Source organism: Weissella soli (assembly GCF_001761545.1).
Lineage (GTDB): Bacteria > Bacillota > Bacilli > Lactobacillales > Lactobacillaceae > Weissella > Weissella soli.
The window spans coordinates 953,740-970,926 of sequence record NZ_CP017326.1 but is presented as its reverse complement, the minus strand read 5'-3'; the positions used below and the strand labels follow the sequence as shown (position 1 = coordinate 970,926).

Genomic DNA, 17,187 nt, shown 5'->3' with positions numbered 1-17,187 from the left:
GATGCGATGACAAATCTAGATTTAACAAAATTAAAAGTAGATAGTGATACTTTATCTTCATGGGTAAGTAATTATGATCAGTTCTTATCTAAGTGGACATGGGATGGCGAGCTAGGGTCAACTACACTGGGCAATATTGCTATCAGTGATCAAGGGCTTGTTGGGGGTAGATTCGTTACAGATGACCCCCTGACTTCTTACACACCTCCTACTACAGGCACTTCTGAAGGGCAGTTATTGGTCATAAGGGGCTGTTTAGAATTATACTTGCAGACTGGTGATAAGCTTTGGTTAAAAAGAGCTAATACATTGGTGAATGCACTCTTAAAATATTTTTATCCAACACCAGTTATTCCGAGTGAACCAGATTACAGTTGGGTGCCACATTGGTTAGTCAATGTCACTGCACCATTTAAAAGTCGAGAATACTTTCTAAATGGACAGGCACATTTTGAACAGGGTATTGCAACTGTGAACTATGATCAGGTTTTTAAAATCTTTTCGGTTCGTGCTATTGATGCAACATTAGCCTATGACTGGGCACCAGACGCACCTATTAAGACTGGTAAGAATTATGAGATTGACCATACAAACGTCTCCTATGGACAATCTAAGGCAGTGATCTATCTCAAAGATACCACGTTTACGGGAGATGCTTTAGTTGCTTATTCTTCTGAGACTGGGCCAGTTATCCAAAAGGGTGAGATGGTCGAGGCGTACCCTGTATGGCGCCCCTTACAAGAGGGAGAAATTGCTGCAGCCATTGATTCACTTCCGTGGGCTTTGGATGTCTTCCAATTATTTTATAAGGCTACTGGAAGTACGAAGTGGCAAAATGCGGTTAACTCTACTGTCGCTTCGATTGAGGCGGCTTATAAAGTTGATAATACGGATTACTTTTTAAAACCAAGAGGAGCTAATGAAGAAGTTTTAAGTAATGGAGTGACTTCTTATTCTACGCGATCACCTGCAGCGACTTACCAGAATACAACAGATGGGCTTATTTCAATCACTTACCCTGAATCAGACGGAGAGGAATTGTTCGGTTCATGGGTGGGTGATCATTTAGTATTCAACAACACTCACTATATGCAGATGAAACTGGGAACAGATATTCCAGCAAAAATCAATTTTCTGATTGATGAAACTGGGACTTATGATCCGCAAAGACGTTGGACAAGTGCTCTGTTCACAAGTGGTCAAGGAACTGTGCCTGAACAATTGGAAATTTTTAATTTAAAACCCTCAGACTTTTTCAAAGCCTCTGCAATTTGGTGGGGACATGGTTATACCACGGATGGTGACGGTAATGCATCTGTGAGCGCTCATAGTGCTATCAGTGCTACGGAGAAGATAGCTGATATAAATGGTAAGAAAGGTTTATACAAACAGATTGATTTTACGCGTGGTGACGAAGGGGGCTGGTATGGCTGGGCACAATATGTCCTCGTCGGTGCGTTTACTAACTTACCATTCGATATCAGCTATCGGACACAAAATGCTATTGATTTCGTTATTGTTGATAGTAAAGGTCAGCAGTGGCGATATAGTTTACCTGCAACTAATGGTGCCTTTGTCACCAAGACTTTAAACGTCCAGAACTTTACTGGTACTAATGGTGCACAATCTTCAGATCTCCAGGCGGGTGCATACAACACGATGTTTTTTGATGCGATTGATAATAAAGCCTCACTAGACCTTGAATATATGGGGCAAAAAGAAATAATGCCTGAAAGTGCCGGGATAACTAATATCTCCATTGGTTACAATTTAAAACCGGCGTTAAGCTTAGCAATTGGTTACGCTATTTCAATGCCAAGACGTAACCCGCTTCCTTATTCTCCCTATATTGCACCCTTTGATATGCATTTTCTTAAGGGGAATCTTTCTGAAGAAAGCCATAGTGGTTCTGTTGACCACACTGGAGGTAGCTTGTCAGATTTACGTGGTGCACCATATACTGGATACCAAGCCCCTTGGATCTTCCAAGAAACCTCAGCATTTAATACAGATGAAAAAATTGGCAATGCTACTGCACTTGAGACAAATCTGCAATTTTTGTCAGATTCCCAAGATTACTATGCCAACAACACTGGACTCCGTGGATTTTTTGCGCCAGTATTCTGGTGGGATTACCGAGATGACGCTAATGGGCACCCGATTAATTCATTTAGTATGACTGGACCGTGGGGAAATGTTTGGGGTGGCTTCCAGTATCGTACATTCAGTGATGTCGCTCGCGTATTAACTAATGATCCAGAGAATGCTCAAGCACGAAAAATATTCTTAGATTTTGTTACTGGACTAAATGAAATTTGGCTTGATTCAGATGACATCAACACTTTCCCGACAGACTTTAACGATCGTGTGCTACCGGCGCATTCACAAAATGACCCACACATGGTGGCAGTACTGATCAGAGCATTATCTATGGGTATTAATGCCAATCTAACTGCTCAACAGCAACAACTCATTTACAATCTTATCAATAGAGGGCTGAGTTATTTGAATCAGATGGTCATTCCAATTTCAGAGGATCCATTTTCTACATCACAAGTCGAAGGAACGTTTAGTCCTAATCCTTATATAAATGAGTGGTATGAATATTGGGGTGGCGATATTTTAAGTTCGTTAGCTCACATACTGCCCCTAGACTTTGTGATGACACAGGATCCACATTATTATGTCTATTTCGAGTCCAATCGTCTTTCTAACGAGAAAGGTATGCAGTTAAATAATAATAGTGAATATTTTGGATTGCAGTCTGCGTCCCCAAGTCTGATCACAATTACTGGTCCTTGTTCAGTCAATCCATCATGGAGAATTATTCAAAATGGTAATGTTCTATATGAGGATGCTTTTCATCTAACATTAACGAGTGATCAAATATTAATAGTAAGTTCTTATCCTGAAAATCAGTATGCCAGAGTTTACAATGCAGATGGCAGCTTTGCAGATGTTTCACAGTTACAAGATTTTACTAAAACAAATTTTGTTCAAGTGCCTGCAGGTCAATCTACGGCATTGTTTTCTGTTGATAAAGACACAGGTGTTAATTTGACCTTTAAAGAAGAGAGGTTGATTGTATGAGTTTATACTTACAGGCGACTATTTTTAAAAGCTCAGATTTAACGATTCGGGGTACGTACCCACTGATAACCTATGATCTACAAATGGATGCATTAAGTAATACAACCTCAACATTTGCAATTAATGATAAAGGAAGTAGTCAACTTGGTGATTATATTGCCATCAAAATTGTAAACGCAAATGCGCTTTTATATTATGGGCAATTAACAGCCGTGGATATGGCACAAGATACAAATATAAATACATTGACTGCTACGTATATTTGGAATGTCTTAAATGGTGAAATTGTTGTTGGTAATAAGTCTGGAATAAGTTATGAATCCCATATCATTAATTTAATCCAAGGATATGTGACTTCGACTGAAACAACAAATGTTTTAGGACGTTCACTAACTCATTCTACTGATACGGCCTTTGCAGTAACCAGTTCTGACGGCTTGAATACTAGTAATTTCATTGATTATTTGGTAAGAGGATTCAAGTTACATAATGTGGTTGTGACAATTAAAGATATCTTGCGAGGAACATCCAATGATGTTCCTTTTTATTATCCGGAAATTGATATTCATCAAATTACAGATAGCTGGAATTTCAAAAATAATAAATATGATTTCACTGGCTGGACGGTCACTGACAGTCAAGGATTGCGTGGTTATAATAATGAACTTTGGATAGTTGATAAAGCGTCAACAAACATGGAAAAGCCGATCATTTTAGCAAAATATTGGCTACAAAAAGACGGTACAGTGGTTAAAGTTTTAAATTCAAATGTCGCACAACCTACGCAAGTACACGTTTATTTGTACGATAAAACGGCTACAGATAATCCCTCAAATGATTCAATTGCACAAACTGAGTTGTCTGGGAACACATACAGCCATAATATTCAGTTTTCAATGCCGATTGATAATAATTTCATGCCCATTTCAAAGGTTGAGTTGGGGCTAAAATCGAACATATATTATAATCAGAAACTTTATAAATCAGTCTTATCAGGGTATTCATTGAATAGTGACAGTGATACGATTTCGCTCACGTTTGGTAATTTGCGTTTTGGTAAAACTGATATATTTAGTACTACAAATTAAGGAGAAATTATGACAATTACAATGTATCAAGCAGATCGTAATTTTGTGACCCCTGTTAATGATGCCAGTCTATACAGTGCTTTGGCTCGGGACACTAGCGCCGTAATTAATCGAGGTGATAGGTTTAAGACAAGTGTCAATGGTCTTACTATCACAGTTGGTACAGGACAAGCGATTATTCAAGGACGATTGGTTGAAATAATCGATCCAGAAGTGCTTGTATTACCGGCTAATTCCTCAGGTACCATTGCTCTAGTAGTAGATTTGTCACAGGATAATGATGTCAGCGGTACTGTGGGGGATGTGGATTACGCAGTGACTGTTAATCAAGTATATTTATCAGCAGTCAGTGGCACTATTACCCAAGATGATTTGAATAATGGGGGTGTGATTTATGAGTTGCCCCTCGCTAACTTTACAAGTACGGCGACCACGGCTTCCTTAACGACGACGTCGTCTTTGTTGCATCAGCCCATTATTGGCAGGCCCACGTTACTAGCTAATTACAAACAATATCCTGGTGGAGAACCATTGCTGTTGTATAAGAGTGGTAATGTGGTGACCCTCTCCGGCGCGATAACCAATAAGTATGACGTCAGTACGAGTGTGGGTAGTGACCCAATGTTTACCTTGCCAGCAGGGTTTATTCCCCCTTACAGCTATCGAACAGTCCAACAAGGTACGGGTATGAACCGTTTTATGTTAACCGTTAATACAGATGGGCAAGCTTACAATGCAAGGTATGGCGCTGGTAGCAATGTTAAGATCCCGAAGGGATCCTGGCTCAACGTCTTTGCGACCTATACTGTAATCAACTAATCAATTTTTAGAAAAATTAGGAGGATGAAGATGGCTAAATTTGGGACCGATCTCAGCTCACATAATGCGAGCTATCAAGATATTATTAATGATAATGAATTTGCGATCGTTAAAGTGACGCAAGGTATTCATTACACGAACCCGTTGGCAGCTGCACAAAGTGCGCATGCTGAAAAATTAAAAAAGAAGGTAGGTTACTATCATTTCATGGAGGCGGGTGTTGATGCCATTTCACAAGCTAAATATTTCTTGGCGCAAGTGGGAGCCGACGCCACAAAGGATGGTTACCTGTTAGCCTTAGACTATGAAGCTGACGGCGAAAAAGCCACTGGCCAGACCTTCACTGGTAACGAACCAAAGGTGTTCATGGACTATGTCTACTCGCAAACGGGTAAACGCATGGTGTTTTACACGATGGGATCCTGGGCTGGTGGCGCAGGACGCTTTAACTGGTCTGACATTGACGGTACGTACGGACTGTGGCTAGCTGCCTATCCTTACGGAGACGCCCGGGCATGGCAAGAAGCACAAACGGACTGGGCTGTTGAGAAATATGGCGGCTATTGGGGAAAAAATGTGTTCATGCACCAATACACAAGTGCACCCTACGACCGAAATGTCCTACTGGGTGACTGGCATAAGTATGCGAAGCAGGTGAAGCCAGCGATTACGAACATTAACACGGCGGTCAAAACCATCACAACAATTAAGGAGGAAGGACAAGTGTTTGAAAGTGTATCAGGTGCTTATTATAAGCAAGGTGATAAAGTGAAGGTTAAGGGGACCAAGACTAGCTATGGTAATCCGGTCACCGAAAAGGTTAAACAAGCCACAGGAACGGTAGTAGCCATTGGTGCGCGTCCTGATAAGCAGGCCGGGTATATGTATCTCGTGCACTTCGTCAATGCTAAAACGGGCTACGATACTTTGTGGCACTTTAATGGAGGGGATTTGAAACGTGTATGATTGAAACAATCAAGGATATTTATTTGAACCTACACGGCGCAACCATGAGCCAAGCACTCATCATGCTCGTGCTGTTTGACACGTTGTTAGTGATGAAATCCCGTCTGACGATTAGTAAAACGTGGCTGTCCAAGAAACTTATGGTGGGGTTCATGATTAACACAGCGATGGCCTTCATTCCATACTTCTTGGATATGGTAGGATGGAACCCGTTATTGGCTGGCGCTGGTCCAGATGATCTAAGCACGATTCGCTTGTTCTCATGGGCGGTGTTCATGGTTGTGGGGATCGGTATTTCAGGAAGTGCCGTGACGAATGTTGCGGTGGCATTTCCTAAATTTTGGCCGGCAGTACACATTGTAGAAAAGTTTTTACCACTGGAATATGCGAAGAAGATTTCAAATATTGAAGGTGAAATCTCAAAGATTGACAAAACTAAATAGCAACACAAAAGGCTACAAACACTATATGAAAGTGTTTGTAGCCTTTTTTATGTGTAAAGTAAGCAGGGGAATGTTACGAACAATTTTAATGATATAATAAATCAAAAGTAATGAAGCAGAAAGGAGAAAAACTCTATCTTTACAAGAGATAGAAATAATATAATGTCAGTTGAAAAATTTGAATTTTGGGATGTTTACGACGTTAATCGAAACAATAACGGGAAAACGATAGTTAGGGGGGAGAACATTAATACAGGTGATTTTCATATTGTTGCATCGTTACTGATAATGAACTCAAACGGTGAATTATTAATACAACAAAGACAGTCCTTTAAAGCTGACTGGCCGAATTTTTGGGATTTCACCGCTGCTGGCTCCGCTGTCGTTGGTGAATCAAGTCAAGAAGCTATATCACGCGAGTTATCAGAAGAGCTTGGCTTATTGATATCTTTCGAAGATACTCGTCCTTATTTGACTATTAATTTTGAGGGTGGATTCGATGATTTTTATATTCATTATCAAGATGTTGATTTAGATAGTTTGACGTTGCAAGCCGAAGAAGTGAGAGCAGTTAAGTGGGTTAGCCTTAGTGAACTAAAAGAGATGATACAAGGTAAGATCTTTGTCCCTTACTATCATGGGTTAATTGACTTACTCTTTTCATTTGAAGGACATTATGGCGCTTATATAAAATAGTTTCTTCACAATTTTAATGGGGCAATGGTTTATCTAAGAATTAACTCATACGACTAACATACCTCCAAAATGGTCAACGTGGTTAATTTTTGTTTTGCAGTATATTAAACAATTATTTCAAGAAATTAATTGGCTTTGGGTGGAATTGAACTATGCTAAAAACAAATTTAACGACAAAAAAATATCGTAATAAATTGCTAATGTATAGCTATGTTCAAGGTATCGGTTTGATCATGCTTGCTAGTATTTTAATTTATATGCAGTATTTTCACGGTATCTGGACTAATATAAGCTATGTCCTATCGGTGAGCATAATTATATTCCTGTTTTTGGGCGTTAAAAGATTTTTTTCGCTTTTTAATAAATATGAAAATCAAAATGCATTATATCAAGATAGTTTTGAAATTTTAGTAAACGTTAGCGTTTATATCGTCGATTTAGAATTTAATTACTTATACATGAATAAATCAAACATTGAATTCATGGATAACTACTATAAAATACAACCTAAAGTAGGAGAAAATGTATCAAAATATCTGACACCACTTCATATGGAAGTGTTTAAAGAAAATGTTAATGCTGCAATTTCATTGGGTTTTAAAACCTCCGAGGATATTCTGAAAACTGACGGTCAGGATATATATTTGTACACTACCTATTCCCCAGTAAAAAATAGCCGAGGCGAAATATACGCAATCTGTTGTGTAACAACAGATATTACTGGTTCAGTTCAAGAAAAAGAAAAATTCACTGAATTAATCTATCAAGATCCCTTAACAAATATATTTAATCGTCGTAAAGTTTTTGATTACTACAAACTGGTTCAACAAGACAATCAAAAAATCTGGGTTTTGATTTTTGATTTGGATAATTTTAAGAGTTCAAATGACACTTTCGGACATGTTACAGGAGACCAGGTGTTGGTGGATTTCAGTAATCTGCTGAAGTCTACGTTTCCCTCATCAGCGATTATTGCGCGTTGGGGTGGAGATGAGTTTTTAGTGTTGGTTCCAAATATAACATATGGAAGTCTACGTGTGATTGAGACAACCATTCAAAATAGTATAACTTATCTTGACGAATTAGGTGTTTCAGTGTCAATCGGGGAAGCATTTGCCGAAGATACTATCAACAACAATTTAGATTATTATATTGATGCCGCTGATCTAAAAATGTATGAACGAAAGAGGCTCCAAAAAGGAGATTATATAAGAAATTCAAAGGTGAGACATCAATGAGTTTCTCTCAAAGTTTTATATTATTTAATGTAAGGAGATCAACTATTGAATTTTTATACTAGGTTTCACATACTTATCTAATCCTGAGACTGATGATGACAGTTAAAAATGCTAATGCCTTACAAAAGAAAGCATACTAAAAAATGATAAAATCAGAACATTTTTATTTGGTTTTCCAACCAATAGTCAGAGTTAGTGATCAAGATACGTTTGTAGTTGAAGAATTTGAAGTCTTGTTAAGATCAATTAAAACGCGAAAATTTCCGGCTGATACCTTTCATGAAATACTTGAAAACGAAAGTAAATATAACAAGTATATTTGTTGGTTTAAATCAGAGCTGAAACAGAAAATACAAGAGTATCCGAGTACTAAATTTTCTGTTAATCTGGATATTGACCAATTTCAATTCCACTCAACATTTCAATTTCTAAAGTATTTTTGTCAGTATCATGATCAATTGATCATTGAGATAACAGAACATACGCCAAAGAATAATCCAGAGCTTTTATTCGCTTTGGATGGGATATTAAAAAATATTAAGCTTTGTGATTACAAAATCGCAATCGATGATTATACTGAAGGCATAAATACTTTTTCATTATACAAAAATCATCGAAGATATTATGACCGTGTTAAAATCACATTTTTAGGATATAAATCTATTCTTCACATTTTAGGATTGGTCCTCTATGTTAGCTGTATGCGACTGTTCTTTTCCAAAAGAATTGAGATTGTCGTTGAAAGAATAGACTCGTTGCGCAAATTAAAAATTGCTAAAAATTTATCTGTTTGTCTCCAACAAGGGTTTTACTTTACAACAGATAACAATATCCGTTTAAGTGGTAAGGGCGATCATCATTACAAGCCTAATCCATAACAAATGAGGAAATAATTCTAAAAAGTATTTTTTACTAAACATATTTAAATTATATTTAAGTAATAGATGCATCTCTATTGATTAACAATGTTAATATATTTGTTGATTTAATTCCCTTCAACTTCGTATGTTGAGGTAATTTGTTGCCAAATGCATTTTATGTTATCATTAAGCTAGCAAAAGCTTATCTTGCTGTTTATAAAGGTATCATTTATAAGAAAGAGTAGGAGGCAAAATTATGATTTGGTCATTAATTGTTGGAGCTATTATTGGTGCTGTCGCTGGTGCTATTACCAATCGTGGGGCTGCCATGGGATGGATCGCTAATATCGTTGCTGGTTTGGTTGGTTCTGCATTGGGACAATGGTTACTTGGTACATGGGGCCCTAGCTTAGCAGGCATGGCACTTTTCCCATCAATCATTGGAGCTGTTATTGTCGTATTAATCGTGTCATATGTGATGGGTATTAGTGCACGAAAATAAGTACGACATAGAAATATAGGTACTATCTTAAAATGTCCTCTAGTTAAATCTAGGGACATTTTTTGTTTTAGATAGTATATAGAAAATAGAAAAAAGTTGCGCTACACAAAGTAAATTTTACCTAGTGTATCACAACTTTATAGTATCTAAATACAACAATAAAAGGCCGTAAATAGGATGTGTTTTTGTGTATGCGTTGGTGCATTTTGGACATAAAATGTTTGAAATTCTATAAAAAAATATGGAATTTTTCAAAGGAGCCAAATAGTGTATGAATGAATTGTGATAGCGAAGTAGAGGCAGATGATGTCCCTGAGGTTGCACGGATAACTAAAATCCAGGGTAGTGATTCAAAATGAAAAGGTTTAATTACATTAGTAATGATTTATTCTCCGATTTTTATAAGTATCTTGAAATGATCAAAGGTAGATATTCAGATCGTGATCACAGTAATAGTAATCATTGGTATAAATTTATGCCAACAAACTCTAATTAATTACGATTTATGATGATGAATTAATTGAAGAAATTATTAAGCGGTTCACTAAACAACCTAACACACTGTACTGGGTGCGAATTATATATCAAAGATTCTCAAAAATGATCAATGTGTTCTTTGAATATGGTGATATACATCCATCTCCAACTTCAAAACAGATTGGTGAGTATGATAGAATTGAAAAGGATCGCATGCATGAATTGGGTAGACGCATTGAACGCGAAACAAATGTGCGTGTAGAATTTTCAGGATTTGATGAATAGCAAAAAGGCCATACCATTTCGGTACGGCCTTTTTAATGTGAATATAATAACGCCAACAATAATCAAGACATTTTTGTAATTCTGTGGGTGCATTCGTGGGTGCATTTTGGGTGCAAAACGCTTGAAAGTCTATGAGACAATATGAAACTAAGTTGCCCAAAAAGCCCGTGTTATAGGCTTTTGTGAAAGTCTATGAAACAATATGAAATTCTCTAAGGAGCCAACGGGATTTGAACCCGTGCGCCGGCTCAACACCGGTTCGGCGGATTTCGAGTCCGCTGCATTACCACTCTGCCATAGCTCCACAATACTAAATAGTATAATGAATTCTGAGATCCTTTGCAACTGAAATTAAGCAGATCCTAACAAACGGCACTGGTTATTTTCAAGGCGGGCTGGATTGAGTCGCATGACAATCCCTTCTAAAATATGATAAAATAAGTCGTTAAAAATCGATTGAAAAGGGGTTTCTGATATGTCAGGACACAGTAAGTGGCAGAACATTCAAGGACGTAAGAACGCCCAAGATGCTAAACGTGGTAAGATCTTCCAAAAGATTTCGCGTGATTTGTATACAGTTGCAAAGGCAGGTGGTGTTGACCCTGATGGTAACGCAGCATTGCGTTTGGTGATGGATAAAGCCAAGGCTGCTAACATGCCCAAGGAGAACGTGCAGCGTGCTTTGGACAAAGCTGCGGGTGTGGGTGGGGCAGCCTACCAAGAATTAACTTATGAAGGTTATGGACCAGCTGGAATTGCGGTATTGGTTGAAGTTTTGACTGATAACACCAATCGGACTGCTTCAGCGATTCGTTCAGCGTTTAAGCGCTCTGGTGGTGAATTAGGTACTTCTGGTTCAGTGGCGTTCCAATTCGATCGTAAGGGTTATATTGAGATCCCACGTGGTGAAGAAGAGCCCGAGTTGGACGAAGACAACGTGATGATGGATGCTTTGGAAGCGGGTGCCGATGATGTGAAAGCCTTTGACGATCAATTTGAAATTCTCATTGATGACCCAAAGTCATTTGAAACAGTTCGCGATGCTTTGGAAGCCAAAGGGTACCATTTGCAAAATGATGAAGTAACCATGGTTGCCCAAAATCCGATGGCCGTTCCAGCGGACAAGGAAGAAGTGCTCGCACATTTAGTTGAAGAACTAGAAGACAATGAAGATGTTTCGGCCGTCTTCACAACAGCTGAATAATATTTTTTAACCTGTGATTTTCACAGGTTTTTTAATTGGCACTAGGGTATTTATCTGCAGACTAAAATCAATTATTAACAGCTTTATAAATGTTTTTGAAAGCGATTTCAGTGTACAATAGAGGTATGAATTAAAGCGAGGAAACCACATGTATCAACTCATTGACACTTTTATGGATCACTTAAAGCGACCAACACCATTATTTCTACTCCAATCAGCTACCTACGTGGTTATTTTCGTTCTATTGATCATTGAACTCACGACCGATTGGCTGCATGGCTCACCAAATCAGTATATCGCCGTGGGGGTGGTGGCCGTTTTATTTGCGTTGATTGGCTATAAAAAGAAACAGCTCCAGGCAAAAATAAACCAAACCAAAGACGCTCTCAAAAAATAGTCCTTTTTCTTCGCACTATGTAAAAGTAAGTGATATATTTTAATCATTAAATAGTAACTAGAGGAGGCCAGTAAATGGCAAACACTATTCGTGGGATGCACCACTTGACGACAATTACCTCGAGTGCACCCAAGATTTTCGAATTTTGGACTGAGACTTTAGGATTACACTTCATCAAAAAGACAGTTAATCAAGATGATGTTCGTACGTATCATTTGTACTTTACCGATGATATGGGGACAGCCGGCACGATTTTGACGTTCTTTGATTTTCCTGGTATTCAAAAGGCAATTCACGGGACTGACGAAATCACGCGGACGGCGTTCCGTATTCCAAGTGATGCTTCATTTGATTTTTGGATTAAGTGGTTTGACGATCATGATGTTAAGCATGCTGACGCGATCCATGAAGAGTTTGGGGCCAAGTACCTTAACTTTGAGGATTTTGATGGTCAGTTATATGCCTTGATGTCAAATGAAGGTAACCCAGGTAACTGGGCGACGGGTGAGCCTTATCGTAACTCGGTTATTCCGGCGGAACATCAAATCGTGGGCTTTGGACCACAATTGCTCACCATTAACAACGAAAATGCGCTTGATTTGATTTTTAAGAATGTTTTGGGTGCTAAGGAAGTCGCTCGTGAAGGCGATGATGTCCTTTATGAATTCGACAATGGTGGTTATGGGTCACAGGTACACACGCATTTGACGCGTTTGATTCCGCGTGGGTTGCAAGGTTTTGGAAATTCACATCACATGGCCTTTACGGTTGATGATGAGGATGCTTTGAACTACTGGATCAACCGGTTGCGTCAATTAGGCTTCCAAGACTCAGGATTTGTCGAACGCTATTACTTTAAGTCTGAATACTTCCGCCCAACGCCAGGTATCTTGTTAGAGCTTGCCACCAATGGACCAGGATTCTTGCAAGATGAGACGTATGAAGAAGCAGGTCATCACTTGGAGTTGCCACCATTCTTGGAACCACAACGTGAAGCAATCCAAGCAAATTTGGTTGCTTTTAATTCTGGTACTGAATCTGGTAGCTCAGAATTCTAAGTTACAAACTCAAGTAGAACAATCGATTTCCACAAGGAGTCGATTGTTTTTTTGTCTAAATAAGGCTAGTGGGCTGTCAGTCAGACTATTTCTTTTACTTTTGGTAAGTAAAAAAGTTATACTAAGGGCATATCAGACAAAGGTTGAAGGGGAAATATGATGGTCAAAACGAATGAAAATATCCGGCATGCATATGTATCAGGCGATCCAGACAAGGTGCCGTTTTTATTACTGCATGGCACGGGTGGTGATGAAAAGGATATGTTGGAGCTGGGTGAGTTTTTAGGCAGTGATAATCCGATGCTTTCAATCCGGGGTCGGGTGAATGAAAATGGCTTAAATCGTTATTTTGAACGATTCGAAGATGGTACATTTAACATCGATTCACTACATGAAGAAAGTGAATGGTTAGTTGGAGCGATTCGTGACTTAGCTCTCCGCTATGATTTTGATCCTAGTGAATTCGTGGTCGTCGGATATTCAAATGGGGCCAATGTTGCTGTGCAAATGTTGATGCGTCATCCAGAAATTTCATTTCGCGCGGCCGTCTTGTTGCACCCAATGTTAATTGAACCAACAGATATTGTCGTTAATTTAGAGGATACTAAAATTTTCATGACGTATGGTGAATTTGATCCATTAGTTTCACAAGAAGCTTTTGCAAACTTGAAAGACACCTTACGCAAGGGTAACCCAGCACTATCTGTTTTTCGTTATCAAGCATCACATGCGATTAATCAAGTGGAGATGCAGGCCGCTAAATTATGGCTGTATGGTAACGGTTTTGTGGCGGCAGAAACGGAAGAGCATCACCATCATTAAAATTAGATTTTTTTCATATACAGCCGTTAGATGTTGCTAAAATAGTGTGATTGTTTTCGGCAAAAATGAGAAAGGGATTATCCCCTTGCAAAAAGTTCAGAAACGGGTATTATAAACAACAATAACTTTTACGAAATTAGTTTTCGAAGCAGATATAATCCGAGAAAATGGCTTGGATGTTTCTACCGCCCACCGAAAGTGGCGACTATCCGCGAATATTTGAAATTACTATCATTGTAACCTTCAAAGCATTTGTGGAACGTTTGTTCACGAATGCTTTTTTCTGTAAAAGAAACAATTTTTTATAAAATGGAGGAATATAAAGTCATGGTAATGAATGGTGTAGTAGAAGGTGGATTTGCAAACAAAATTGCAATGTTAGGGTTAACATTTGATGACGTCTTAATGGTGCCAGCACCATCAGATGTCACGCCAAATACCGTTTCCACAAAGACTGAATTGACACCAACGTTGACTTTGAATATTCCAATTCTTTCAGCAGCGATGGATACAGTGACTGAATCACGTTTAGCGATTCGTTTGGCACAACTTGGTGGTTTGGGTGTCGTGCACAAGAACATGTTAATCGAACAACAAGCCGCTGAAGTGAAGCGCGTTAAGGATGCACCAGTTGATTTGGGCTTGAACCCAAACGCAGCGGTGGATGCGAATGGCCGCTTGTTGGTTGCCGGCGCGGTTGGAGTGACAAACGACACCCTTGATCGTGTCGCTGCCATGGTTGAAGCTGGGGTTGATGCGATTGTTTTGGACTCAGCCCACGGTCACTCAGCTGGTGTTTTGCGTAAGGTTACCGAAGTTCGTGAAGCCTTCCCAGAATTGAACATCATTGCTGGTAACATCGCGACCAGCGCGGGTGCGGCGGCTTTGTATGATGCCGGTGCGGACGTTGTTAAGGTTGGTATCGGACCAGGTTCAATTTGCACGACACGTGTCGTTGCGGGAACTGGTGTACCACAGGTCACTGCTATCATCGAAGCTGCAACTACTGCTGCACAATATGGTAAGACGATTGTTGCTGATGGTGGTATCAAGTGGTCAGGTGACATTGTTAAGGCCATCGCTGCTGGTGGTAATGCGGTGATGTTGGGTTCAATGTTGGCTGGTACTGATGAAACACCAGGCGAAGTCTTGGAAGATTCTACAACTGGTAAGAAGTTCAAAGCTTACCGTGGTATGGGTTCTATCGCGGCCATGGAAAACGGTTCAAAGGACCGTTACTTCCAAGGCGAAGTGAAGGAAGTCAACAAGATGGTGCCAGAAGGTATCGAAGCTCGTACTGAGTACAAAGGTACGTTGGCGGATGTTGTCTTCCAATTGATTGGTGGTTTGCGTTCAGGAATGGGCTACACTGGTTCTGCATCTATTAAGGATTTGGTTGAAAAAGGCCAATTCATACAAATTACAAATGCTGGGTTAATCGAATCACATCCACACGATGTGGAGATTACTGTGGCGGCCCCAAACTACAAGTAATCAACATAAGGCTGAGGTATCATCTGATATCCCAGCCTTTTCCATAACCAAAACGGATAATAGATCGAGAAGATAATGACAAAATTAGTAGATAAACATTTAATAAACGGTAAATTTCTGAATGTCTTTACATCAGTTTTTGAAGAAACTGAGTTATGGATAGACGGTGATAAGATTGTCCGACGGGGTCATTCGGATGCCTTGACGGCCAGCGAAACGGTTGATTTGGCGGGACAATATGTGACACCGGGCTTGATTGACGCGCATGTACATGTGGAGAGTTCCTTGTTAGCACCCTCTGAATTTAGTCGATTACTATTAAGCCGTGGCGTGACCCGCGTGTTTGCTGATCCCCACGAAATTGCGAGTGTGGCGGGGATTTCAGGGTTGCAATACATGATTGATGAAGCCCGGCAATCAGCGTTACACTTTCACTTTATGTTACCTTCTTCAGTGCCAGCCACCCCTTTTGAACACGCCGGGGCGGTGTTGCATGCCCAACATTTGAAGCCGTTTTATGAGTATCCAGAAGTGCATGGGTTAGCCGAAGTGATGGACTTCCCGGCCGTTGCCAATGGCGATGCTGACATGATGGCTAAAATCCATGATGCACAGGCTGCTGGACGGCATGTCGATGGACATGGTGCTGGCTTAACACGTGAGCAACTCGCGATTTATCGGGCAGTTGGCATTGATACGGATCACGAATCAGATAGCGCTGAAGCCGCCTTAGAACGCTTGGACGCGGGGATGGCTATCTTTATCCGTGAAGGGACAGTCGAGCGTGATGAAGTGGCAATTTTGCCAATTGTGACTGCTTTAAACCAACAATATTTCTCGTTTGCCACGGACGACAAGACGGCTGTTGATATCCAAAAAGAAGGGTCCATTGACTTTAATGTGAACTTGGCCGTTGCACAGGGACTGCCAATGACGCTCGCCTTAAAATTAGCTTCTTATAACGCAGCACAAGCACATCATCTGCAAAACGTTGGTGCGCTCACGGATGGCTATGCCGCCGACTTGGCGATTTTTGATGACTTAAATCATTTCACTGCCAAGCGCGTATTAGTTGGTGGTGAATGGGTAGATGATGACCCTAAAGCGAATGTTGTTTTGCCGTTGGCTAATCAAGCGCTTAATTTTGAAATGTCATTGGCCGATTTTACGGTACCGATGACGCAAACACGTGCACATGTCATCGAGATTGTGCCTCATCATATCACAACGCACCATTTGGTGATGGATGTACCAGTGGAGGATGGGCAATTCGTCGCGAATGAGGAGTTTGCTAAGATTGCGGTGGTGGAACGTTATCATAAATTGGGACATGGCTTGGGCATCATTAAAGGCTTCCAACTGAAACAGGGGGCGATTGCAGGGACAATTGCGCATGATTCCCATAATTTGGTGGTGGCAGGTGTTGATGATACAGCGATGTTACTCGCGGTCAATACGTTAAAGGAAATCGGTGGTGGGTTAGTGGTGGTTGACGGTCAATACCAAGTCACGGCGGTGCCATTAGCGATTGGGGGCTTAATGTCTGATCAGCCATATGAAGAACTAATTGTGCAAATGAATGCACTTCAGGCTGCGTTCAATACGATTAGTGATGCTGTATTTGATCCATTTATCACCTTATCATTCATGGCCTTACCAGTGATTCCGAGTTTAAAAATCACGGACCAAGGATTATTTGATTTTGAAACATTTAGTTTTATTGATCTTGAAGCCAAGTGATCCATGAT

At 39.9% G+C, this 17,187-nt stretch carries 15 protein-coding genes, 1 tRNA gene and 1 riboswitch; of the genes, 15 read left to right on the top strand and 1 reads right to left on the bottom strand.

All coding sequences use genetic code 11. The features are described 5' to 3' along the window. The first annotated feature begins 6 nt into the window (after positions 1-6). The 9 genes from WSWS_RS08275 to WSWS_RS04545 all read left to right on the top strand — a co-directional run bounded on the left by WSWS_RS08275 (position 7) and on the right by WSWS_RS04545 (position 9,702). A complete protein-coding gene (locus WSWS_RS08275; RefSeq protein WP_237342575.1) occupies positions 7-3,090 on the top strand; it encodes a glycoside hydrolase family 76 protein in 3,084 nt (1,027 codons plus the stop codon). Continuing rightward, the gene (locus WSWS_RS04580) at positions 3,087-4,178 is read left to right on the top strand and encodes a hypothetical protein (RefSeq protein ID WP_070230175.1); all 1,092 of its coding nucleotides are present in this window, start codon (positions 3,087-3,089) and stop codon (positions 4,176-4,178) included. Before WSWS_RS08275 ends, WSWS_RS04580 begins: the two co-directional genes overlap by 4 nt. 9 nt (positions 4,179-4,187) lie before the next feature. Further along, positions 4,188-4,997 (top strand): hypothetical protein, encoded by an 810-nt coding sequence (locus WSWS_RS04575; protein WP_070230174.1) that lies wholly within the window; start codon positions 4,188-4,190, stop codon positions 4,995-4,997. Between the two features lie 30 nt (positions 4,998-5,027). Continuing rightward, positions 5,028-5,963 (top strand): GH25 family lysozyme, encoded by a 936-nt coding sequence (locus WSWS_RS04570; RefSeq protein WP_070230173.1) that lies wholly within the window; start codon positions 5,028-5,030, stop codon positions 5,961-5,963. Beyond that, a complete protein-coding gene (locus tag WSWS_RS04565) occupies positions 5,960-6,406 on the top strand; it encodes a hypothetical protein (protein ID WP_070230172.1) in 447 nt (148 codons plus the stop codon). The genes WSWS_RS04570 and WSWS_RS04565 overlap by 4 nt, the downstream gene beginning before the upstream one ends. Before the next feature lie 162 nt (positions 6,407-6,568). Further along, complete coding sequence (locus tag WSWS_RS04560) at positions 6,569-7,102, top strand: NUDIX hydrolase (RefSeq protein ID WP_070230171.1); 534 nt, start codon at positions 6,569-6,571, stop codon at positions 7,100-7,102. 152 nt (positions 7,103-7,254) lie between these two features. Continuing rightward, positions 7,255-8,340 (top strand): sensor domain-containing diguanylate cyclase, encoded by a 1,086-nt coding sequence (locus WSWS_RS04555; RefSeq protein ID WP_070230170.1) that lies wholly within the window; start codon positions 7,255-7,257, stop codon positions 8,338-8,340. Between the two features lie 143 nt (positions 8,341-8,483). Beyond that, a complete protein-coding gene (locus tag WSWS_RS04550) occupies positions 8,484-9,218 on the top strand; it encodes an EAL domain-containing protein (RefSeq protein WP_070230169.1) in 735 nt (244 codons plus the stop codon). Positions 9,219-9,456: 238 nt separating this feature from the next. After that, on the top strand, positions 9,457-9,702 hold the full coding sequence (locus WSWS_RS04545) for a GlsB/YeaQ/YmgE family stress response membrane protein (protein ID WP_070230168.1): 246 nt from the start codon (positions 9,457-9,459) through the stop codon (positions 9,700-9,702). A 977-nt stretch (positions 9,703-10,679) separates the two neighbouring features. Here WSWS_RS04545 and WSWS_RS04535 read toward each other — a convergent pair. Next, positions 10,680-10,768: transfer RNA gene (locus tag WSWS_RS04535), tRNA-Ser, on the bottom strand. Between the two features lie 171 nt (positions 10,769-10,939). Between WSWS_RS04535 and WSWS_RS04530 the strand changes: the two genes are divergently transcribed. From WSWS_RS04530 to ade, 6 genes are all read left to right on the top strand, one after another. Then, complete coding sequence (locus WSWS_RS04530) at positions 10,940-11,668, top strand: YebC/PmpR family DNA-binding transcriptional regulator (RefSeq protein WP_070230166.1); 729 nt, start codon at positions 10,940-10,942, stop codon at positions 11,666-11,668. Between the two features lie 148 nt (positions 11,669-11,816). Further along, entirely contained in the window at positions 11,817-12,065 is a 249-nt protein-coding gene (locus WSWS_RS04525; protein ID WP_070230165.1) for a hypothetical protein, read from the top strand. A 74-nt stretch (positions 12,066-12,139) separates the two neighbouring features. Next, a complete protein-coding gene (locus WSWS_RS04520) occupies positions 12,140-13,123 on the top strand; it encodes a VOC family protein (RefSeq protein WP_070230164.1) in 984 nt (327 codons plus the stop codon). Positions 13,124-13,282: 159 nt separating this feature from the next. Further along, positions 13,283-13,945, top strand: a complete 663-nt coding sequence (locus WSWS_RS04515; protein ID WP_070230163.1) for an alpha/beta hydrolase — start codon at positions 13,283-13,285, stop codon at positions 13,943-13,945. A gap of 130 nt (positions 13,946-14,075) precedes the next feature. Further along, a riboswitch (purine riboswitch) is annotated at positions 14,076-14,173 on the top strand. A gap of 105 nt (positions 14,174-14,278) precedes the next feature. Further along, complete coding sequence (gene guaB, locus WSWS_RS04510) at positions 14,279-15,439, top strand: IMP dehydrogenase (protein ID WP_070230821.1); 1,161 nt, start codon at positions 14,279-14,281, stop codon at positions 15,437-15,439. A 75-nt stretch (positions 15,440-15,514) separates the two neighbouring features. After that, entirely contained in the window at positions 15,515-17,179 is a 1,665-nt protein-coding gene (ade, locus tag WSWS_RS04505) for an adenine deaminase (RefSeq protein ID WP_070230162.1), read from the top strand. Positions 17,180-17,187: the final 8 nt, after the last annotated feature.